The sequence below is a fragment of the Zhongshania sp. genome (assembly GCF_029212375.1).
Taxonomy (GTDB): Bacteria; Pseudomonadota; Gammaproteobacteria; order Pseudomonadales; family Spongiibacteraceae; genus Spongiibacter.
The window spans coordinates 390,593-410,622 of record NZ_JARGNU010000001.1 but is presented as its reverse complement, the minus strand read 5'-3'; the positions used below and the strand labels follow the sequence as shown (position 1 = coordinate 410,622).

General features: G+C 50.9%; 22 protein-coding genes, 1 tRNA gene and 1 other RNA gene. 3 read left to right on the top strand and 21 right to left on the bottom strand.

The genetic code is table 11. From position 1 onward, the window contains the following. Window positions 1-46 precede the first annotated feature (46 nt). The 15 genes from P1U47_RS01820 to gltX form a co-directional block, all read right to left on the bottom strand. On the bottom strand, window positions 47-1,696 hold the full coding sequence (locus P1U47_RS01820) for a caspase family protein (RefSeq protein ID WP_301026806.1): 1,650 nt from the start codon (window positions 1,694-1,696) through the stop codon (window positions 47-49). A gap of 79 nt (window positions 1,697-1,775) precedes the next feature. Further along, on the bottom strand, window positions 1,776-2,585 hold the full coding sequence (locus P1U47_RS01815) for an FHA domain-containing protein (RefSeq protein ID WP_301026805.1): 810 nt from the start codon (window positions 2,583-2,585) through the stop codon (window positions 1,776-1,778). A 153-nt stretch (window positions 2,586-2,738) separates the two neighbouring features. Then, entirely contained in the window at window positions 2,739-3,170 is a 432-nt protein-coding gene (locus P1U47_RS01810; RefSeq protein ID WP_301026804.1) for a hypothetical protein, read from the bottom strand. 8 nt (window positions 3,171-3,178) lie between these two features. Next, the gene (locus P1U47_RS01805; protein ID WP_301026803.1) at window positions 3,179-3,631 is read right to left on the bottom strand and encodes a YcgN family cysteine cluster protein; all 453 of its coding nucleotides are present in this window, start codon (window positions 3,629-3,631) and stop codon (window positions 3,179-3,181) included. Then, on the bottom strand, window positions 3,624-3,902 hold the full coding sequence (locus tag P1U47_RS01800; RefSeq protein WP_301026802.1) for a YcgL domain-containing protein: 279 nt from the start codon (window positions 3,900-3,902) through the stop codon (window positions 3,624-3,626). Before P1U47_RS01800 ends, P1U47_RS01805 begins: the two co-directional genes overlap by 8 nt. Continuing rightward, window positions 3,902-5,017 (bottom strand): ribonuclease D, encoded by a 1,116-nt coding sequence (rnd, locus tag P1U47_RS01795; protein ID WP_301026801.1) that lies wholly within the window; start codon window positions 5,015-5,017, stop codon window positions 3,902-3,904. Before rnd ends, P1U47_RS01800 begins: the two co-directional genes overlap by 1 nt. Next, window positions 5,010-5,609 (bottom strand): recombination mediator RecR, encoded by a 600-nt coding sequence (gene recR, locus P1U47_RS01790; protein WP_301026800.1) that lies wholly within the window; start codon window positions 5,607-5,609, stop codon window positions 5,010-5,012. The genes rnd and recR overlap by 8 nt, the downstream gene beginning before the upstream one ends. Window positions 5,610-5,611: 2 nt before the next feature. Further along, entirely contained in the window at window positions 5,612-5,935 is a 324-nt protein-coding gene (locus P1U47_RS01785) for a YbaB/EbfC family nucleoid-associated protein (protein ID WP_301026799.1), read from the bottom strand. 26 nt (window positions 5,936-5,961) lie between these two features. Beyond that, window positions 5,962-7,989 carry a DNA polymerase III subunit gamma/tau gene (gene dnaX / locus P1U47_RS01780; RefSeq protein WP_301026798.1) on the bottom strand — a complete coding sequence of 676 codons (2,028 nt, stop codon included), beginning with the start codon at window positions 7,987-7,989 and terminating at the stop codon, window positions 5,962-5,964. A gap of 112 nt (window positions 7,990-8,101) precedes the next feature. Next, window positions 8,102-8,198, bottom strand: an RNA gene (gene ffs, locus P1U47_RS01775) — signal recognition particle sRNA small type. Between the two features lie 113 nt (window positions 8,199-8,311). Beyond that, window positions 8,312-8,932 carry a DUF4136 domain-containing protein gene (locus tag P1U47_RS01770; RefSeq protein ID WP_301026797.1) on the bottom strand — a complete coding sequence of 207 codons (621 nt, stop codon included), beginning with the start codon at window positions 8,930-8,932 and terminating at the stop codon, window positions 8,312-8,314. Between the two features lie 31 nt (window positions 8,933-8,963). After that, window positions 8,964-10,367, bottom strand: coding sequence for a DegQ family serine endoprotease (locus P1U47_RS01765; protein ID WP_301026796.1), 1,404 nt, complete (start codon window positions 10,365-10,367; stop codon window positions 8,964-8,966). Between the two features lie 117 nt (window positions 10,368-10,484). Next, window positions 10,485-10,763 (bottom strand): polyhydroxyalkanoic acid system family protein, encoded by a 279-nt coding sequence (locus P1U47_RS01760; RefSeq protein WP_301026795.1) that lies wholly within the window; start codon window positions 10,761-10,763, stop codon window positions 10,485-10,487. A 195-nt stretch (window positions 10,764-10,958) separates the two neighbouring features. Beyond that, window positions 10,959-11,034, bottom strand: a tRNA-Ala gene (locus P1U47_RS01755). Window positions 11,035-11,183: 149 nt separating this feature from the next. Next, a complete protein-coding gene (gltX, locus tag P1U47_RS01750) occupies window positions 11,184-12,677 on the bottom strand; it encodes a glutamate--tRNA ligase (RefSeq protein ID WP_301026794.1) in 1,494 nt (497 codons plus the stop codon). A gap of 132 nt (window positions 12,678-12,809) precedes the next feature. Between gltX and dusA the strand changes: the two genes are divergently transcribed. The 3 genes from dusA to P1U47_RS01735 are packed head-to-tail and all read left to right on the top strand — an operon-like array spanning window position 12,810 to window position 15,213. Beyond that, the gene (gene dusA, locus P1U47_RS01745; protein ID WP_301026793.1) at window positions 12,810-13,793 is read left to right on the top strand and encodes a tRNA dihydrouridine(20/20a) synthase DusA; all 984 of its coding nucleotides are present in this window, start codon (window positions 12,810-12,812) and stop codon (window positions 13,791-13,793) included. Window positions 13,794-13,820: 27 nt separating this feature from the next. Beyond that, window positions 13,821-14,777 carry a transaldolase gene (gene tal, locus P1U47_RS01740; protein ID WP_301026792.1) on the top strand — a complete coding sequence of 319 codons (957 nt, stop codon included), beginning with the start codon at window positions 13,821-13,823 and terminating at the stop codon, window positions 14,775-14,777. Continuing rightward, a complete protein-coding gene (locus P1U47_RS01735) occupies window positions 14,770-15,213 on the top strand; it encodes a TerB family tellurite resistance protein (protein WP_301026791.1) in 444 nt (147 codons plus the stop codon). Before tal ends, P1U47_RS01735 begins: the two co-directional genes overlap by 8 nt. Here P1U47_RS01735 and P1U47_RS01730 read toward each other — a convergent pair. The 6 genes from P1U47_RS01730 to P1U47_RS01705 all read right to left on the bottom strand — a co-directional run bounded on the left by P1U47_RS01730 (window position 15,210) and on the right by P1U47_RS01705 (window position 19,952). Beyond that, a complete protein-coding gene (locus P1U47_RS01730; RefSeq protein WP_301026790.1) occupies window positions 15,210-15,698 on the bottom strand; it encodes an STAS domain-containing protein in 489 nt (162 codons plus the stop codon). The two genes, P1U47_RS01735 and P1U47_RS01730, sit on opposite strands and share 4 nt — an antisense overlap. 4 nt (window positions 15,699-15,702) lie before the next feature. Continuing rightward, entirely contained in the window at window positions 15,703-16,884 is a 1,182-nt protein-coding gene (locus P1U47_RS01725; protein ID WP_301026789.1) for a PP2C family protein-serine/threonine phosphatase, read from the bottom strand. An 81-nt stretch (window positions 16,885-16,965) separates the two neighbouring features. After that, entirely contained in the window at window positions 16,966-17,685 is a 720-nt protein-coding gene (locus P1U47_RS01720) for a VacJ family lipoprotein (protein ID WP_301026788.1), read from the bottom strand. An 83-nt stretch (window positions 17,686-17,768) separates the two neighbouring features. Then, window positions 17,769-18,515, bottom strand: coding sequence for a putative DNA-binding domain-containing protein (locus P1U47_RS01715; RefSeq protein ID WP_301026787.1), 747 nt, complete (start codon window positions 18,513-18,515; stop codon window positions 17,769-17,771). Beyond that, on the bottom strand, window positions 18,515-19,387 hold the full coding sequence (locus P1U47_RS01710) for a DUF692 domain-containing protein (protein ID WP_301026786.1): 873 nt from the start codon (window positions 19,385-19,387) through the stop codon (window positions 18,515-18,517). The genes P1U47_RS01715 and P1U47_RS01710 overlap by 1 nt, the downstream gene beginning before the upstream one ends. Window positions 19,388-19,430: 43 nt before the next feature. Next, window positions 19,431-19,952: a hypothetical protein gene (locus P1U47_RS01705; protein ID WP_301026785.1), complete on the bottom strand. Its 522-nt coding sequence runs from the start codon at window positions 19,950-19,952 to the stop codon at window positions 19,431-19,433. Window positions 19,953-20,030: the final 78 nt, after the last annotated feature.

Below are 20,030 nucleotides of genomic sequence, written 5' to 3'. Positions count from 1 at the left end.
GGCGCACATCTATTAAATAATGCCTTGCTCGCGTTTATTTCTCGCCCTATTGGCTAAGGGCTTTCGGTACAAAAAAGAAATCCCCGACTTCGTGACCTGCGCCCTTTATACTTTTGTAAACAGGTTCTTGAACAAACTGATTTACTGCTGCGCGGGCTTTCACCGGCCCGCGAATACTGGCGTAAAGATCCGGCGCCGAAAGCACACCGACGTTACTGCGCAGAGTGTCAATCAACTCTTGGGCAAATACCGAATGCCCCCTACCACCTTCATCGATAACGGGCTTATCTCCGCCAGAAGACAACAACAAGCGGGAGCGCCGAGGCAGCTTATACTTGATGTAATCGCTACTTCCCGCCCCAGTAGTTTGGCCAAAAAATAAATGCCCAGGTGCGGAAGACAGCAATCCGCCATAACAGGAATCGGCAATGACCAAAACCCGTTTAGCTTGAATTCGACCCAAATGATTGCTGACAAAATCATTTGAAACCCACGACGCATCATTTGGCGGTGGGTCAGCGTTAATCGGTAACCAATAGCCAGTATCACGTTCCCCGACATTAATCATCGAGCCGTGACCAGCGTAGTAGATCAAGAGGTTGTCGTTTTCGCCGAGCACGCTATGCAACTCGTTAATCGCCTTCATCACCGTAAGACGGTCGCTATCGAGCAGCAGCTGCACTTGAAATCCATATTGTTTTTCTAAAATTTCGCCAACTTCACGGGCGTCATTCAGGGGCGTTTCTAAGTGTTCTAACTGCGTGTAATTACGATTGCCAATAATCAAGGCGTAATAGCGCCCAAAGTCCATATCTGCAACTTTGATTTCCGCTGCAGTCGCAGCTTGTGCCGGAGTGGCGTTGAGACTCGCCGCCGGCGTTCGCAGCCGAGGAATTGTAGACAACTGTTTTTCAACGCTAGCGCGATCATTTTGCAAGGACGCCACTATCTGCGTTAGGGTCGCCAACTCCGTCACAGGCGCACTGTCTGAGGGTTGTTTACTGGCTGTTTTCTTTTTAAGGCTGGCGAGCTGGCGCTCCATTAAAGCGAGCTGATCATTTTTAGCGCTTAGCTGGGCTTCAAGCGCCTTGCGTAAGGCTTGTTGTTCACTGCGCGCCGCGTCTTGAAAAATTACGCTATCGGCAGGCATACCCCACGCTTCGCGGTATAAATTGAGTGCCTGTAATTTGTTTTGTGCTACCCCCAAGCCCTGCTCATACATTGTGCCTAAATTAAATTGGGCGCTTTTATTGCCCTGCGCTGCGGCCTTTTGGTACCACAATACTGCCGCCTCGTAATTCGGTTCAGCACCCAAACCTTTTTCAAAAATTTCACCCACCGCTAATTGCGCCTCGGCATCGCCCTGCTCCGCCGTTGGCAACCATATTTTTAAGGCTGTTTTATAGTCGGCACGGTCATAGGCGACGTACTCGCCGCCGCGGACATTACAATCGGCTGCGGTGGTTTTGATTGGTCGCCGCGGCGACAAATACGTCATATTACCGAGTTTGCGCAGCTGCCCAGGTAAAAGGCAATCGACAATTTGCAAGCCCGCAATAATTTCTTCGCTACTCGCTGGCGCGCCACTACTAAGTTTGGAGTCACTGGTGTTGGCGCAAGATGCTAGCAGTACAAACGCTATAATCGCTGCGGCCGCATTCATTGCTGCCTGATTGCAGCCAATATACCTATTCATCTCTAATGCCTCGTTCATCTAGTCCCTGATGATGAGTCCGATGTCGCTTAACCCATCGCTACGACGAAAAATTGATTTTTTATAATTTGCGAAACACCATTTCAATACGCCCTAAACTGAGCAATTGACTATCTTGGAGAACAGCCTTTTGACAGGCTTCGCCGTCTATTCGAATGCCATTGGTAGCGCCAACATCCTCAATCCACCAATTGCCATTTTTATGTATTAATTTGGCGTGAAGCATTGAGATGCTAGGATCATCAATACGAATTTTTAAGTTCTCTTGCCGGCCAATCGTCCAAAAGGTATCACTATTTTTAGCGGAAACACCAAACACTAAACTCCGTCCGTCGGCAAAGAAAAACACCAAGGCCACTTCGGGCTTTATTTGTTTAGTGCCAATAGCCCGATGGATACGCTGATCAACCAGCTCTTTTGGGTATTTACTGTTGCGAATGGCGGTATCGGTCCAGCCAGAGGGCAATTGGTAGGATTGTTGAAAGGAGGTTAATTCGCTATCGGGCTCGTCATCTATCACCACCGAGCCACCGCTATAAGAATCTTTCTGTGGCAAGCGCGCCGCAACAATGGTGCGCTCCGCTTCTGCTTCACTTTTTAAGTAATACGCCGCTTCGCCAAATTTAATGACATCGCCACTTTTTACTTCTGTGGGTCTTTTCAATAAACGGTTATTAATGCACGTACCGTTGGTAGAACCGAGATCTTCGAGTACCCAGCTACCATCGATGTAACTTAACTTGGCATGGCGGCGCGACAACAAATCCTTAGTGATAGTAATATCACTATCGCTGTCGCGGCCAATAACAACCGTATCGGTCGCAATAGCGTAGGCTTCATTGCCATCCAAGCTGACGAGTTTTAAGTCCATTAAGCTACCTACAGCGCGCAGATTTAAGAAAAATGTAAACCCGTGTCGCCTGTTAAACTAAACAACCAAGCCCATGCTCGGAATTTTCCCCAAAGTATAGCTAATTACAGCCAAGATGGAATCTCCCACCGCCAGCAGCGTGAATACCTTGTGCTATAAAGAGGGTTCCTTGCGCTCTGTCCCTCTCGCCTTGCTTTCAGCACCGGCCGATTTAGCACGAACAGGCTTGGTACTAGTCGGCGTTGGTGCTACTGGCGAGCTGTTTGACAGCCAAATCATCGCCGCCAGCCCCATAATTAAAGCAAGAATCTGCCCCGCGCCCAAGCTAATCAGTATCGGCATGGCACTTTCAATGCCCTCTGTTAGCAAACTTAGCACCGCTGCCGCACTGCCAGGCACCCAAAGTTGAGGCGCTGCGGGGTGGCGGCCAGGCACGAACAAAAATGCCAGCGCAGCAAACAGTAGCCAATAGCGTACAAACACCGAGGGAATACGCCGCAACAGTAAAAACCACAGCACCATTGCAAGCACCCCAACGCCAAGATATACCTGCCATGCCAAGCGGTAATCGTCTAAATCAATCATTGCGCACCTTAATTTACCCAGTGAATTATATGCTCTTCCAAATCTTCATCGGCCACTGCAATCTCGCTAACACAGCGGCCGCGCACCGAAATACCGGCGCGGTGCACACTTTCGTCACTGTCTGAGAGCAGCGGATGCCAGTCTGCCAAAGTCCCACCCTCGCTTAATACCCGATAAGCACAGGTTTTGGGCAGCCAATGAAACTCGGCTATGTCCTCTAGCTTTAATTGCAAACAATCTGGCACCCGCTGCTGGCGATGCGGGTAGTCGCTACAACCGCAACTCGTGGTGTCCAGTAAGCGACACGCAACATCGGTATAGAAAACTTCGCCGCTATCCTCGTCCTCGAGCTTTTGCAGGCAGCATTTACCGCAGCCGTCGCAGAGTAGTTCCCACTCTTGCGCGTTCATCTCGGCAAGAGATTTAACTTCCCAAAATGGCGGCCGTACGATGTCAGCCATCGATTTCGGGGCCTACCATGGGGTTAAGCCGCTCGGGCTGCGGGGGCAGCTGCAAATAAAAGCCATTGTCGGCAATTTCCTGCATAACTTTGCCAACGTCAGCGCGGGATAATTTGCGCTCAGCAGTTAGCACCAAGGTCATGGCTCGCACCGGCTTACCAAAGCGCAACAACAGCGCCTCAGGCACTTTGGCCAAATCTTCCTGATGATCAACATATAAATACATACCCTCGGTGCGAGGGCTGCGGTATACCGCACAAATACGCTTCATTAATTTTTCTCACCGAGGCGCAACAAGTCCTCACCAACAACTGATTTACGCCAACCGCTCAGCGCCTGTGGCAGTTTGCCGCTGCGGATTAACTCTTCTAAATCGCGTTTTTTCAATAAAACCTCTGGTGCAATATCGAGCTTGGCCGCAGCGGTTTCGCCCACTGCCTTCATTTGTTTTAGCATCTGCGTTTGCGCTGGACTCAGTGGCTTTGGGGCCGCTGGCGGCAGGTCGCTGCCGGCAGCGCCGCGACAGTCATCAATTAGCGTCAGTATCGCTTCCCCATAACGCCGTATGCTACCAGGCGATAAATCTTTGATACGCCCCAATTGCGCTATATCGCTGGGCATCTGCCGCGCAATTTCAAAACAAACAGGGTCTTTTATCACCCGCCCACGGGGAATATTACGCTCTTTTGCCTCTACCTCACGCCAAGCACAGAGCTGCTGCAGGCCGTACTGCTGAAGCCGACTGAGCTTCCACAGGGATTTAATGCGCAGATAGTAGTCTTCTGGTGCATTTGGGGTTTCCGCCTGCGCGGTAATCGCCGCGCAGTCTTCCAGCCACCACGCTAAGGCGCCCTTGGCTGCTAGGCGCTCGTTGAGCAGTGGGTAAACCCGCTGCAGATATAAAACGTCGAGGGCCGCGTAAGTGCACTGGCTTTCGCTGAGTGGCCTACGCAGCCAATCCGAGCGGGTTTCACCTTTCTCTACATGAATACCCAAGCATTCCATAATTAATTTTTGGTAGCTCAAACCAAAACCCAGCCCAGCTAGGGCGGCGCCAATTTGGGTGTCGAGCAAGGGCTGGGGCACACACTGAAACAAGACCTGAAAAACCTCTAAGTCTTCGCTGCATGAGTGAATGACTTTGGGCAGGTCCTCGCGCCGGAGCAAGGCTGTGAACGCCGACCAGTCCGCAATTTCAAGGGGATCGATAAGATATAAACGCCCCTCAGCACCGACCTGCAGCAGCCCTGCAATAGGGTAAAAGGTGTCGGTGCGGATAAATTCCGTGTCAATCGCCAAAAAATCAGCTTTTGCCCACTGCGTGCAGGCCTCGTTTAAAGCAATATCGGTGTCGATATAAAGGCAGCTTTCCAGAGGATCAGTCAATGCGTCGTCGTCCTTTTAGTGCGTGAGCGAGGGTGCCGCTGTCTACGTATTCCAATTCCCCACCCAGCGGTACGCCATGGGCAATTCGGCTAACCGCAATACCCCGGCTGCGCATTTGCTCGGTAATATAATAAGCGGTTGCTTCGCCTTCTACCGTGGGGTTGGTAGCCAAAATCAATTCACTTACGGCCAGTTCGCTGCTGCGCTGCAGGAGTTTGTCGATGCCAATCTCTTCAGGGCCAATGCCATCAATAGGCGACAAATGCCCCATAAGCACAAAGTATAAGCCCTTGTAATCACCGCTCTGTTCAAACGCGACCACGTCTGCCGGAGATTCCACCACACAAATTGTGTCAGTATCGCGACGGCTGTCGGCGCAGATAAAACACTGCTCATTTTCCGTTAACGTTCGGCAACTTGCGCAGTGGCCAACCTTGTCTACCGCCTTGGCCAAAGCTGCAGCCAAGCGCGCCGCGCCAGGTCGATTGCGTTCCAGCAGCTGAAAACTCATGCGTTGCGCCGACTTGGCGCCAACACCCGGCAAACAGCGCAGGGCATCTATTAACTCATCGATTAAGGGGCTGTAACTCATATTTAAAATGGCATCTTAAAGCCGGCGGGCATGCCCATACCGGATAACATGCCACCCATCTGGTCTTTGCTACTGGCTTCTATTTTGCGCACAGCATCATTGACCGCTGCCGCAATTAAATCTTCGAGTATTTCTTTCTCTTCGCTCATTAGGGTGGGGTCAATACTCACCCGACGCACATCGTGGCGACCGGTCATGGTAATTTTTACCAAACCCGCGCCCGATTCGCCCTGCACTTCGGCATTGGCTAACTCTTCTTGCGCCTTTTGCATTTTTTCCTGCATTTCAGCGGCTTTTTTCATCAATTCATTTAAATCTGGTTTCATTAGCGTATCTCTCGTCGATCACGTTATTAATTAATGAGTTGCACCGAATTCGGGTCCAACACGCCATCAAATTCAGCAATTAAGCGATTTACCATTGGGTCGTTAAACAAAGCCTCTTTGGCGATAAGCAAACGCTCATCTAAGCACCGCTGCCGATACGCAGCAGGGGTTTCAGTAGGCGTTGGCGCAATTTTTACACTTACGTTTAGCGCCGTTCCAAAATACTCACCTAAAAGCTCGCCAAGCCGTTCGATGTGGCGATCATTTAACAAGGCCGCGTTACCGGCATCGATATGAAAGTCCAAACTCGTGGCGGTCGACGCCACCAGCTGGCAATGACTGGCAATACTACCCAGCATACCGGGTAAATTAAATTGGTCGATGTGCTCGCGCCAGTGCTGCTCCGAAAATTCCGCCAAGCTAATTTTACCCTGCAACGGAGCAGCTACAGTTGCATCAGTGGTGTTAAGCGCCGCGTTAGGTGCAGCCGGTGCGACTGCCACTGCATTTACGGGTGTATTAGCTGGGGCTGGCGAAACAGCTTGAGTAGGTTTTGGCTCTGCGATAAGCGTTGTAGGGCGATTTTCAGCAACCGGTGCCTCAAGGATCGGATTTACCGGCTTATGATTTAGGACAGCCTGCTCCTCCCAGGGCGGTACCGAGCTGCTAGTCGCAGGGGTGCTCACTTCAGCTTGCGGCATAGTTTGCACAGGAGGCTTTGGAAGCGCCCTGCTCTGCGGCGCCGCCGAATCCGATATTGCAGTACTCGGCGCCACTTGCGGCTGCGCAGCAGAATTCCTTACCGCAGCCTCTTGTCTCACGGGATCAGGCTCTGCGCTAACAGGATTGACAACGGCACTGCCCTTAACCGCCGCAGTCGGCTCATTCGCTAAGGACTTTTTTTCGGTATCAACGGCCCCCACCGCTGGTTTAGCGCGGGGTAAGGCTTGTTTGGGCGCATCAATAACACCTTGTGGCTTAAACGCCAGCATCCGCAGCAAAAGCATTTCCAAACCCGCACGGGGATCTGGCGCCAAGCCCATGTCTCGGCGCCCGGCCAAGCCCATTTGGTAATAAAACTGCACATCTTCAGCGCTCAAACTCGCCGCCAGATCAATAATCCGCTGCCGATCACCCAGGCTATTATCCAAACCTTCGGCAACAGTTTGAGCTACCGCCAAGCGATGCAAGACCACCAGTAATTCGCTCACCACTCCAGCAAAATCGGCTCCCATTTCAGCCAAATCAGCCACTATCGATAACAGCGCAGCGCCGTCGCTAGCAGAGAGCGCAGAAATCAGCCGATAAACCGAGCCATGGTCGATGGTACCAAGCATTTGCCGCACATCGGCTTCACCCAAGCTCCCAGACCCAAAGGCTATCGCCTGATCGGTCAAACTCAAGGCATCGCGCATACTGCCGTCGGCGGCGCGGCCTAGCAACCACAGCGAGGTTTCTTCGTATTGCACCATTTCTTTTTCAAGAATGGTTTTCAAATATTCAACAATCCGCTCTGCCGTTAAATTTTTAAGATTGAACTGGAGGCAGCGCGACAAAATGGTGGCGGGTAATTTTTGCGGATCAGTGGTCGCCAATAAAAACTTAACGTGGGCTGGCGGCTCTTCTAGGGTTTTCAGCAGCGCATTAAAACTACTGCTGCTGAGCATATGCACCTCATCGATGAGGTAAACCTTGTAGCGGCCCTGACTGGGTGTATATTGAACATTGTCGAGAATTTCGCGGGTGTCTTCTACCTTGGTGCGCGAGGCCGCATCCACTTCGAGCAAATCGACAAAGCGGCCTTCATTAATCGCGACACAGGCATTGCATTGCCCGCAGGGTTCGGAGCTAACGCCAGCCTCGCAGTTAAGGCATTTGGCAAGAATACGCGCGATTGTGGTTTTACCCACCCCGCGAGTACCGGTAAATAAATAGGCGTGGTGCAGACGGTCGTGGTCGAGCGCATTAATCAGTGCTTTAAGCACGTGATTTTGGCCTGCCATTTCACGGAAGGTTTTCGGGCGCCACTTACGCGCCAACACCTGATAGCTCATCGAATAATTCCTGACGTGGAAGCGGCAAGGATACACCAGCCCTGCAAGGACATAAACTAATGAAAGCGAACAGATTTGAATACAGAAGGAAGGTTTAAAGCTTTGGTGGCAGTCCAACCAGCCACACCCCGGCACACGATGTGATAACTACCGTTGCTCCCTTCCAGGCCTGGCGGAGTTCGCTATCTCTCGTTGCGGGGGGACCGGAAGGACTACCGCAGAAAACGCGTTTAGGCACTGCCTTAACGCGGGCGCTATTGTCGGCCAAAGACCTCAGACATGCAAGCCGCGCAGACAGATATTCCGCTAATTTCCCAGTTTATCAATGCGCTACAGGCGCAGCTGGTGGAAACTTAGCCAATACCGCCGCCACTGTCTCGCGAATATACTGACGACGCTCCTCTGGCGTAGTCAAACTCGGCATTACTCGCTTGCTCGTACCCCGCCACACCAGCTTTTTCGTCGCCGGATCAATAATATCAATCATGAGGCTGCTCTCTTCGTAGCTGCGCACCCATATATCGTCGTCATAAAAATGACCGTGGCCAAAATAACCGCGTCCATAACCAGGCTGGTAATCGCAGTAATAACAAGGGTAATAAGCGAAATGGGTATACCACGAACCAAAGCTATTGAAATTGACTTTATCTTCTTTGCCTAGATGGTAAGTCACCAGCACCGATGGCTGCACCCCCTCCGCCGCAAGACTTAAGCCCTTGGCCGCTAACTCGGCGTCGACCGCATCAAGCACTCGCTCCCTAACCAAATCATTGTCGAGGCTAGCATCTTTCGCCCTGCCCTTTGCGTCTGGCGTGGGCGCCGGCAGCCAAGCAAAGGTAGAGATCGCTGCAAAATCATAATCCAGTGCGTAATCGGTGCTCACCGGCACCCCAGCACAGGCCGACAGCAACACAACTAGCAGCGCAACACCCGCCTTTTTCATTTCCCCACTCCCCCAGCCAAAAAATGCAGCCTTAAGGCTGCAACACTATCCAGAGCGCCATCTGACCGCGCAATACGCGAATTAGCAAACCGCCTTTGCTGGCCGACAACACCGCACTAAACTCCTTAACATTTTGCACTCGCCGCTGATTCAGCGATACGATTAAATCGCCAGCCTGCAATTTAGTGGCCGCCTCGGCATCGCTGGCCACGTCGGCCACCACCACGCCGCGCCCATCAGGCGCGTCGCGGAGCACAATACCTTTCAACAAATTGCTCACATCACTATTTGGCGCATCCGCTGCCACCTTAAGTGCTGGCGTGGCTTTTAAGCGGGCATGCAAGATTTTGGATTTACCATCGCGCAGCACCGTGATGGCCACCTTATCACCAATGCGGCGCAAGCCAACCGCATTGCGTAACTGGGCAGAACTATAGACCTCTTTCCCCTCTACGGCGACCACCACATCACCGGGTTTAATACCCGCCTCATCCGCTGCCGACTTCTCTTGCACTTCCGCAATAACGGCGCCACGCTGGTGCTTGGGAAGCTTAAATGCATCCGCAAGCTCAGGACTAAGGTCCTGAATCACCACGCCTAACTGGCCGCGTTTGACTTCGCCATGCTCCAATATCTGATCAATGCTCACCTTGGCCATATTAATGGGAATCGCAAAACCAATCCCCACGTTGCCGCCGGCCGGCGCGAGAATTGCCGTATTCACGCCCACCAACTCCCCATGTAAATTCACCAGCGCACCGCCGGAGTTACCAGGGTTGATAGAGGCGTCTGTTTGAATAAAGTTTTCATAGCCCTCAATACCCAAGCCCGTGCGCCCCAGCGCACTGACAATACCCGTGGTAACTGTTTGACCAAGGCCAAAGGGATTGCCAATGGCCACCACATAGTCACCTACCTCGAGATTTTCCGAGTCGGCTAATGTCACACTGCGCAAGTCTTTGGCATCAATTTTTAATACCGCAATATCCACATCCGGATCAGAGCCTATTAAGGTGGCGGTATAACTGCGACCATCTTCTAGGGCAACCGTGATTTCATCTGCGCCATTGATAACGTGGTGATTAGTGAGCACCGTGCCCGCCTCAGCATCGATAATCACCCCAGAACCAGCGCTTTGGGTGCGACGCTGCTGGGGCCGCATTTGCTGTTCAGGAACATTAAAAAAGCGACGGAAAAAGGGGTCGTTCAGCAAGGGGTTTTGCTGCACGTTACGAGTGGTATAGGTTGAGATATTGACGACGGCTGGATTAACCGTTTTGAGCATGGGCGCCAAGCTGGGCAGCGCTCGGCCCTCACCGTCCTGCTGAGGAAACAGCGCAAAACTACTTTGCGCCAAGCCCATTAAACAACATAGCAAAACACTTTTTATCAGTACTTGGGTGCGCTGATACGCGCGATGATTCAATCTATTCATAAGTCCCCTGAACTCCCTTACTCAGAATGGTCACTCGCAATGAGCTTTAGAGCACACTTAGGGTAAAAAAATTCCACGACTGTATGATTTCTTAAGAAGGTCTTTGCTAATTAAAGTTTAACCCAACTTTTCAGCCATCGACCGCGAAATTTCGCTTTGAATGGTCGACTTAAATCCCCGCATCAGCATGCCGAGCTTAATCTCAACGCGCACTTCGGCTGGCGCAAGGGAGATTAGACCTTTTATACCAGAACGCTGCACCTCGACTTCATCGTTATTCAGCCACCGCGCCGTAAGCTGATATTTATCTTCCAATTTAACCGTCAACTGCTTAATCAAATTACGCAGTTCTTCCGGATCTTTATTATGGTTTTGACGAAGAGAAATAGTCGACACGAATCGCGAACCCCTATAAGCAAACTAAAACAGAATATTTTGCGTACCAATACCCTTAATAATAGGTCAGCCGCGTGCAATTGCAATGAAATCAATGAACTGTAGCGTATAAGTCGAGCGAGCCCTACGCAGATTAGCGCCAGCTACTTTCTTCAATGCGAAAAAAAACCGCCTTTCAGCGGTTTTTCAAAACTTTGGTGGAGCTAGGCGGGATCGAACCGCCGACCTCTTGCATGCCATGCAAGCGCTCTCCCAGCTGAGCTATAGCCCCAAAGCAGAGGATGCGCATATTAATGATCACCCTAAGCCTTGTCAACAAGTTGATGAAAAATCTCGTTAAATTATTTTCCACCGCACCTTATTGGCTCAGCGATACCCCATCAAAGCAATATCACTGGCCTGAGACAGCCCCTCTTATTGTCAAACTAGCTCGCAAGCTTGCTGGTAGCGTTTCTCGAGTTTCTTAAGGCGCTTTTTACCCACCCCACCAAGCACTTCAACCGCGTGACGCAAGCGCGCCCGACTCATATCTGCGCCCAACACCTCCATCGAATCGACAACGGAAATCGATGACGTTGTGCCTGCGATAGCAACAAACAGCGGCGGCATAAAATCTTTTAATTTAATACCCAAGCCGTCGGCAAGAGATTTAATGGCTGCAAAAATATTGTCGCGCTGCCAGTCATCCAAGGCCTCTAAGCGCCACGCCGCGCACTGCAACAAGGTCAGCAACTCTTCCTCGTCGAGGTTCGACGCAGCAAAACTCTCGGGTGTTAGCGGCAGCATACCCGACAAAAAGAAGCTGGCCAGTGGCGCCAAATCGCTAAACACCTCAATCCGAGATTGCACGTGGGGAATAACCTTCATCAGCATCTCGCGGTTTAATACCCACTCCTGCAGACGATCAGCTAATTGTTCAGGGCTGCAATCTTCCCGAAGCCAGAGGCCATTCAGCCAACGCAGTTTTTCAACATCAAAAATCGGCCCTCCTAGGCTCACCCGCGTAATATCAAAATTATTGATCATGGCTTGCAGGCTAAATTTTTCGCTCTCGTCAGGCATGGACCAACCCATACGACCCAAGTAATTGAGCATCGCCTCGGGCAAAAATCCCATACGCTTATAATAATTAATACTGGTAGGATTTTTGCGCTTACTCAGCTTGCTTTTATCTGGGTTGCGCAGCAGCGGCAAATGACACAGCACTGGCATTTGCCAACCAAAATACTGGTATAACAGCTTGTGCTTAGGCGCCGAGTTAATCCACTCCTCGCCCCGCAGTACGTGGGTAATTTCCATTAGATGGTCATCTACTACATTCGCCAAATGGTAGGTCGGCAAGCCGTCGGATTTCAGCAGGATTTGGGCGTCGACCTGCCCCCACTCCAGCTCAATCTTGCCCCGCAGCATGTCATCTATCTCGCAATGACCATCATCTTCGGGCACAAACATCCGAATAACATATGACTCACCCGCCGCCTCACGACGCGCGTGCTCGGCATCGTCCAGCTTTAAATCAGAATACTTTAACGCTGTATGTCCACCCGCCGCGCGGCGGGTTTCGCGCAGAGCGTCAAGCTCAGCTGGGGTGCGGTAACAGCGAAACGCATGCCCCGCTGCAATCAACTGCTCGCAGTGCTCACGATAAATCTCACTGCGCTCACTCTGCCGATAGGGGCCATGGGGCCCACCCACATCTGGGCCCTCATCCCAATCCAAACCCAGCCAACGCAACGAATCAAAAATCGCCTGCTCAGACGCCGCAGTGGAGCGCTGCTGATCGGTATCTTCAATTCTCAATAGAAACTGACCACCCTGACTTTTGGCGAAACAGTAGTTAAAAAGGGCGATATAGGCCGTACCCACGTGTGGGTCACCAGTAGGAGACGGGGCAATACGAGTGCGAACAGTCATGGAGTGTTTATTACCATTTGAATACAATAGGGTTTTAGCCTGCCACCGATTACGGCAGCAGGCCAATGCAGCGGCCATTATACGTGCCGATACCACCAAGATTCATCCATCCGCAGAGGTATTTCAGCGCCGATGAGTAAAAAAGTTCTCGACCGTCGCTTCTGCGTCGCCCCGATGCTCGACTGGTCTGACCGACACTGTCGCGTGTTCTGGCGCCAGCTTAGCCGTCACGCCGTGCTTTACACCGAAATGATCACCACTGGTGCCTTAATTCATGGGGATCAAGAGCGCCATCTTGATTTCAGTGATATTGAACACCCTGTGGCACTGCAATTAGGGGGCAGCGATCCCGAAGCCTTGGCAGTATCAGCGCGCATGGCGGAGCAATGGAATTACGATGAGATTAACCTGAACTGCGGCTGCCCTTCCGACCGCGTTCAAAACGGCTTTTTTGGTGCCTGTTTAATGTCTCGCCCACAATTGGTCGCCGATTGCGTCAAAGCAATGAAAGACGCCTGCGGGCTCCCTATCACCGTCAAACACCGCATTGGCATTGATGAGCAGGAGGGTTACGGACCGCTGCAGGAATTTGTTGGCGCCATTGCCGAGGCCGGTACCGATGCGATTATCGTTCACGCCCGTAAAGCGTGGCTGCAGGGTTTAAGCCCAAAAGAAAATCGCGAGATACCACCTTTAAATTACGATTTGGTATACCAGCTTAAACAGGAATTCCCCGACCTAGAAATTATCATAAACGGTGGCATCCAAACCCTTGACGACGCCAGCTCGCATTTGTCATATGTCGATGGCATTATGATGGGCCGCAGCGCTTACCAAACACCTTATTTATTGGCAGAGGTAGACGAACGCTTTTACCAACAGGCCGCCATAAGCAAAACTCGTCGCGACGTCATCCACGGCTTGTTTCCTTATATTGAAGCGGAACTTGCCAAAGGCACGCGGCTCAATCATATAACGCGCCATATATTAGGCCTGTTTAACGGCCAAGCTGGCGGTCGGCTCTTTCGGCGTCATATTAGCGAGCACGCTCATCGCCCCGGCGCGGGCCTAGAGGTACTCAGTGACGCGCTGGCCTTTGTCGAGCGCAGCTGGTAGTAAATTACATAAAGGAATAGCACTATAATGAGCAGTAAACTTGATCAGCTAAAGGCGATTACCGATGTGGTTGCCGACACCGGCGATATCGAAGCCATCGCCCGCTTCAGCCCCCAAGATGCCACGACCAACCCGTCACTCATTTTAAAAGCCGCCGCTCTTCCTCAGTATGAGGCAATGATTAGCAAGGTGGTTGCCCAGCTCAGCAATCGGGACGATGCCTCACAACTCCAGCAAGCCGCCACCCAGCTCGCCGTTGAAATTGGCGCAGAAATAAGCAAGCTTGTGCCTGGCAAAGTTTCCACCGAAGTCGATGCTAGACTCTCGTTCAACACCACGGCAATGATTCACGAGGGCCGGCGGATTGTCGAACTTTACCAAGCCAAAGGCATCGACAAGGATCGCCTTCTGATTAAAATCGCCTCTACTTGGGAAGGCATAGAAGCCGCCAAAGCCCTTGAGCAAGAAGGTATAGAATGCAACCTAACCCTCCTTTTTAGCCTGATCCAAGCAGCAGCTTGCGCCGAAGCCGGCGCCACTCTGATTTCGCCTTTTGTTGGCCGTATTTTAGACTGGCATGTTGCCCATGGCGCCACGCCAGCCAATGCCGACGAAGACCCTGGCGTACAATCGGTTAGCGCCATATACAGCTACTACAAACAACACAATTACAAAACGATTGTGATGGGCGCAAGCTTTCGAAATTGCGGTGAAATCGAGGCCTTGGCTGGCTGCGACCGCCTCACCATTAGCCCTGCCCTGCTCAGTGAATTAAAAGACGACTGTGGTGCTCTGCCCCGCCGCCTTTCCCCTACAATGGAATTTGCGCCGCAAAGCAAAATCGGCATCAATGAAATTGACTTTCGCTGGGCGATGAATGAAGACGCCATGGCGACCGAAAAATTAGCCGAAGGCATTCGCGCCTTTGCAGCAGATCAAGTGAAACTAGAAGCGCTATTACGGGGTTGGAATTCGCATGTTTGAGAGGCTAAAACAGCTGTTCACGGTAGAAAACAGCGCTAGCGACGACAAAATGACCTTAGAATTAGTTACCGCAGCCTTGCTGCTGGAAGTCTGTAAATCAGACTTCCAAGAAGATCCCGCTGAAATAGACAAAATCCGAAAAATACTCATTGCGCACTTTTCGATTTCCAGCAGCGACATTGATGCGTTTATGGCCCAAGCTCGAAACACCACCGAAGAACGAACCGATCTCTACCCATTTACCCGCTATATCAATGATAACTGCAATAATATTGAGAAATACCAACTGGTACTGGCACTTTGGGAAGTGGCTCAAGAAGATGGGCGTATAGACAAATACGAAGATCATCTGATTCGCAAAATATCAGACCTTATCTATTTGCCGCACAGCGAGTTTATTCGGGCAAAATTAAGTGTAATTGGCGACGGAAACTAAAAACACTGCCCTTCTAGAAGGGAGACTAATTCGCGAAACTTGGCGTGGTTGCTCTCACTTAAACCCATCAAGGTGCGGTGGGCCTCTAGCACTCGGTTTCGCACACCCTCTTCACTGGCGTCAAGCACGGGTAGCTCGCCAAGGTCTTCATCATTTAGCAAAGGCTCTTCACGAATCCTAAACACCCGATCAAATCCCATGCTTTGCAGCACCCGCGTAATATCGGGGTTCGTCGATAAAATGAGGGGCACAAACTGAAATTTTTCCTTGGCTTTGATCGCCAATTTAGCGAGCAAACCCAAAGTAGTGCTATCGACATTGATAGCATCTGATAAGTCCACGACCACACTGGCAAAACCCTCAACCGAGAGCATTTCATCAAAAAACTCGTCCAGTGTTGTACAAAGGGTTAGCCGCACATCGCCAACCAGCTTTATAACGAAGGCACCATCCTGTCCTGCTACTAAAATTCGACCAGGCTGCATTTGCCTATAACCTACATACTACTAAAATTGCAATATCGTCCGGTGCCTCGTCCATATCAAAAAGTCCAAAGGCCTCGGCCAGCTGTGTTGACGAGCTCTGCCCCTCTTTCAATAAATCGAGCAAGCGCTGTTCTTTGTGCTCTAGGGTGTCACTGTCTAAGACCTCTAATATACCATCAGAGAACAGGGTCAGCACAGCCCCCGGCGGAAAAGTGATCATATGGTCACTAAATTGGGCATCAGCAAACAAGCCCACCGGCATATCATGTTCCGGCAAAAACTCTGCGCGACCATTAGAGGCCAAAACCGGCGCTGGCAAATGACCCGCGACCGAGTAACACAGCTGATTGCATTTTAAATCAAAAGCGCCCACACACAGGGTCACATGCTTGCCGATGCCCATTTCCAATAATTCACGATTGGCTATAGCCAGCATTTTGGCAGGTGACAAAATCGCCGTTGAACCCCGATGCAAAAAATCGCTACGCTTGCGGGCAAAAAGGTTTTTCAAAAACACCGTTACAAACGCGGAGCTGGCACCGTGACCGGAAACGTCGGCCACAAAAAATACCGCGTGGTCTTCACCCACCACAAAGTAATCGACAAAGTCACCACTGAGGTACAGCGACGGCAAAATAAAGTGGCAAAACTGATAGTTGGAGATTTGCTTGGGGGTATCCGGCAGCAGTAGCTGCTGAACATGTTTACCTGCCTGCTGATCCTGCTGCAATAGCGTTAGGCTCTCCAGCAAATCCCGATTGGCATTTTCAAGCTTGGTGCGATACGCCAAGTTTTCACGTTTTAAGGCGCCCCGCTCCAACGCGCGGTCTACGACGTGCTTTATCACGTCGAGATTTTCCGGCGGCAGCATCAAATAATCTGTAGCGCCGTGACGTACCGCAGACAGCACATCAGCCAAACTTTTACGCCGAGAAAGGCCAACTAGCGGCAGCTCGCGGGGGTCGGCAGCCATTCTACCCAGTAAATCAATCCCTCGGTCTTCTGGAAAATCGATATCGACCATCACGATATCAATATCCTCTTCCCGAAAACTTGGCATGGCCGTGGCGCAATCGGCAACATGCACAAGTTCCATACCTAGCTCTTCTAGGGAACTAACAAGTTGGGGGTGGGTTGCATCTACCTGTTGAACGAGCAGAATGCGATGGGGAAGAGTGATATTCATCAAGCCTTTTTACCCGCATCCCGCAGCACACACAATAGGGAATTATGTGGAGAATTTACAAGCGGCTCAGTAGCGGTTTGTTCAGAAGTCAAAAGACTCAAAGTCTTCATCGCCAAAGTCATCTTTAAGCTGACCGTCATTAATTAGGTACTCTCTGCGCTGCAGGTAGGCATCTTTCAAAAAAGTGTATTTATCACCGGACATTAGCGCCTCAGTACCTAATAAGCTAGCACGGGTCTGCAATAAATCTAGGCCGCTCATGGCGTAGCGCGCGTACTCTGGATCAATAGCCCCAGTTACCGACACGTAGGAATCAACACCTGTGCCAAAGCCATCCCTAACACTACTTGGCCCTAAAAATGGCAACACCAGATAAGGCCCAGAGCCAACACCCCACACGGCGAGGGTTTGGCCAAAATCTTCGGACTCTCGCTTCAGGCCAATATAACTAGCAACATCAAAAAAACCGACTACCCCAACGGTAGTATTTATAATAAAACGACCACCATCGACCAGTACATCGCTCGCCTTGCCTTGCAGCAGGTCATTGCCCATGTTTTTGATCTCGCCAATATTATTGAAAAAATTGGCTATGCCTTGATCGACAATAGCTGGGGTTATCTTGCGATAACCTCGGGCAATGGGCTGAACAAGGTATTCATCAGCGGTATCGTTAAAAGCAAATACCCCCCGATTGAAACCTTCCCACGGGTCACGCGGATCGCCATCATTCTCGGCAAAAACATTACTTATTCCAAGCACAGATAACAGCACGAATAAGGCACCGACTTTTCTTTGCATTGGTATCATCAACCCCAATTACTCTTTAAGCTTAAAACTGGTCAACACTATACCTAATACCCACGTATTTGGCACCACTTCGATCATGACCACTTGTTCACAAATAATATGTCCAGATCCAGTAATTTCACCAAAATATCGCGTCCAAAATCCGCAAGCGCAGCCAATTCAACATTGAGTTCTTGAGCGATTGTACTCAACAGTGCCGCCCCCTCTAATGCTGGAAACTCGGCAAGCAGCGCTAATAAGCGAGCGGTGACGGCGTTAATTTCCAAAAACTGCACTGCATCCTGCCGATTGCGATAAACAACAATATAGCTTAGCTCAGCGCTCGGCTCAGCGGGCTGATAATCGCGACCAATATGCTGTACAGGAAATTGATACGCCAAAGACCACGCCAATGGCGACACGCTCAGGCGAGCCGCCAGAACATCGCTAAACGGCGCTGACTCAGGGAACTCATCTTCTGCTATGTCTAGCGCCAGCTCAACCCATTCATAATGGGCCAATTCCATTAGAAACGCCGGATCGTCCCGAGCGTCGCCTTGCTCGGCTAAATAGCTGAGAAACTCCTCGGCGATACGCAAAAAATAGGGGCTTTCGCAGCGGTGCTGGCGCATAAAATCCCGCACCAGTGCATGCCAGTCGTCATCGCTAAATAAGCTCCGACACACCGGAAAGCCATTACTGAGAAAACCTTCGATATTATTAAAGAAAAGATCACGGTAAATCGCTAAACGCCGCGTTTCTATGCCTTCCGGTCCAACGCAAGCATCTGGGTCGCGAACGAAGGCTGTCATACTTTGCTGTACTTGCTGAAATGGCTTCATCAGCCAGCTCGCTTGCGTGCATTTAACGGTGAGAAATGACTTATACCTTGGCTATTGGCATGGGCTTGTGCGCGGCGGATTTGCCCAATTTCTAACAACAATTCGGCCATGGGTGGAAAATTAAAATCTCGCTCCAACAAGGTCGGCAGCGGCCCGCAAAGGCGATAGGCTTCATCTAACAGCGCCCATACCGGATCGATTACATCAGCCCCATGGGTGTCTACTCGTAAATCTTCCGCCTCGTCAAAATGCCCTGCTATATGGATATAGCGGGCTCTTGCCAAGGGTAATGAATGTAAAAACTGAACGGGATCGTAACGATTGTTTACGCTATTCACGAAGATATTATTTACGTCTAGGAGCAAATCGCAGTCCGCCTCAGCCAATACCGCGTTAATAAATTCGCTTTCGCTCATGGCCTGCGCTGGTGCTGCGTAGTAGGACGCATTCTCCAACAATATCCGCTGACCTAAAACGTCCTGAACTTGTTTAACCCGCTCGGCAACGTGATACACCGCCTCTTCGGTAAATGGAATAGGCAGCAAATCGTAGAGCTGCCCTTCGTCGCCACAGTAAGTGAGGTGTTCGGAGTACAGTGGACAATTAAAATCGGCCATGAACTGTTTAATATCCGTTAACAGCTCCTTATTTAGCGGTGCAAAACCACCAATGTTTAAGGATAAACCATGTAAATAAATCGGGTAGCGCTCCGCTAGCTCGCGAAATGAGCGGCCGTAACGGCCGCCAATATGCACCCAGTTTTCTGGAGCAACCTCAAGAAAATCCAGCTCGCTGCCAGCAAGGCTTTTCAGCTCGGGCATTAAGCCCCGCCGCAAGCCCAAACCGGCCTGTGCGCTTGATTCACTAGTCATAGGCTCTTCCATTCACGCTGGCCACCTTCCGGAGACGGATTATTTACTTAGCCATTTTATCGGCGCCGCACTTAGCTTCGCCACACTTGCCCTCACCGCACTTACCTTCATGAGCCGCTTTGGCTTTATCGGCACCACATTTCGCCTCGCCGCATTTACCTTCGTGAGCAGCTTTGGCTTTATCGGCGCCACATTTCGCTTCGCCGCATTTACCTTCGTGCGCTGCTTTAGCTTTGTCGGCACCACATTTCGCCTCGCCGCATTTACCTTCGTGAGCAGCTTTGGCTTTGTCGGCACCACATTTCGCCTCGCCGCATTTGCCTTCGTGCGCTGCTTTTGCTTTGTCGGCGCCACACTGCGCTTCGCCACCGGTCTTATTCGCATCGATCTTTGCTTCAGCTTTCGCCGCTTTGTCTGAACTCCCCATAGCTAATTCATAGCCAGAGCTTAAACTTTTGGCTGCGAAGGGGTTTTCTCCCGCCATCGCGGGACTCATCGCCGAAGCCAACAGGGCAGCGCCAAACGCCGCTGCCAGCGGTTTTTTTGCAAAATTAATCTGAGACATTGTTATTCTCCAAAGTGGTAGTCAGTAACACGGCTAAATTAAAATTGATTGTTCTATATAAACCAAGTTGAGCATAGC

Bases quoted from the DNA above. Each gene is read 5' to 3' on its own strand.
- P1U47_RS01785 (WP_301026799.1), bottom strand. From the start codon at position 5,935: ATGAAACCAGATTTAAATGAATTGATGAAAAAAGCCGCTGAAATGCAG.
- dnaX (WP_301026798.1), bottom strand. From the start codon at position 7,989: ATGAGCTATCAGGTGTTGGCGCGTAAGTGGCGCCCGAAAACCTTCCGT.
- recR (WP_301026800.1), bottom strand. From the start codon at position 5,609: ATGAGTTACAGCCCCTTAATCGATGAGTTAATAGATGCCCTGCGCTGT.
- P1U47_RS01770 (WP_301026797.1), bottom strand. From the start codon at position 8,932: ATGAAAAAGGCGGGTGTTGCGCTGCTAGTTGTGTTGCTGTCGGCCTGT.
- P1U47_RS01720 (WP_301026788.1), bottom strand. From the start codon at position 17,685: ATGCAAAGAAAAGTCGGTGCCTTATTCGTGCTGTTATCTGTGCTTGGA.
- P1U47_RS01705 (WP_301026785.1), bottom strand. From the start codon at position 19,952: ATGTCTCAGATTAATTTTGCAAAAAAACCGCTGGCAGCGGCGTTTGGC.
- P1U47_RS01805 (WP_301026803.1), bottom strand. From the start codon at position 3,631: ATGGCTGACATCGTACGGCCGCCATTTTGGGAAGTTAAATCTCTTGCC.
- P1U47_RS01725 (WP_301026789.1), bottom strand. From the start codon at position 16,884: ATGAATATCACTCTTCCCCATCGCATTCTGCTCGTTCAACAGGTAGAT.
- tal (WP_301026792.1), top strand. From the start codon at position 13,821: ATGAGCAGTAAACTTGATCAGCTAAAGGCGATTACCGATGTGGTTGCC.
- P1U47_RS01815 (WP_301026805.1), bottom strand. From the start codon at position 2,585: ATGGACTTAAAACTCGTCAGCTTGGATGGCAATGAAGCCTACGCTATT.
- P1U47_RS01810 (WP_301026804.1), bottom strand. From the start codon at position 3,170: ATGATTGATTTAGACGATTACCGCTTGGCATGGCAGGTATATCTTGGC.
- P1U47_RS01735 (WP_301026791.1), top strand. From the start codon at position 14,770: ATGTTTGAGAGGCTAAAACAGCTGTTCACGGTAGAAAACAGCGCTAGC.
- gltX (WP_301026794.1), bottom strand. From the start codon at position 12,677: ATGACTGTTCGCACTCGTATTGCCCCGTCTCCTACTGGTGACCCACAC.
- P1U47_RS01820 (WP_301026806.1), bottom strand. From the start codon at position 1,696: ATGAATAGGTATATTGGCTGCAATCAGGCAGCAATGAATGCGGCCGCA.
- dusA (WP_301026793.1), top strand. From the start codon at position 12,810: ATGAGTAAAAAAGTTCTCGACCGTCGCTTCTGCGTCGCCCCGATGCTC.
- P1U47_RS01710 (WP_301026786.1), bottom strand. From the start codon at position 19,387: ATGACTAGTGAATCAAGCGCACAGGCCGGTTTGGGCTTGCGGCGGGGC.
- P1U47_RS01715 (WP_301026787.1), bottom strand. From the start codon at position 18,515: ATGAAGCCATTTCAGCAAGTACAGCAAAGTATGACAGCCTTCGTTCGC.
- P1U47_RS01730 (WP_301026790.1), bottom strand. From the start codon at position 15,698: ATGCAGCCTGGTCGAATTTTAGTAGCAGGACAGGATGGTGCCTTCGTT.
- P1U47_RS01800 (WP_301026802.1), bottom strand. From the start codon at position 3,902: ATGAAGCGTATTTGTGCGGTATACCGCAGCCCTCGCACCGAGGGTATG.
- P1U47_RS01765 (WP_301026796.1), bottom strand. From the start codon at position 10,367: ATGAATAGATTGAATCATCGCGCGTATCAGCGCACCCAAGTACTGATA.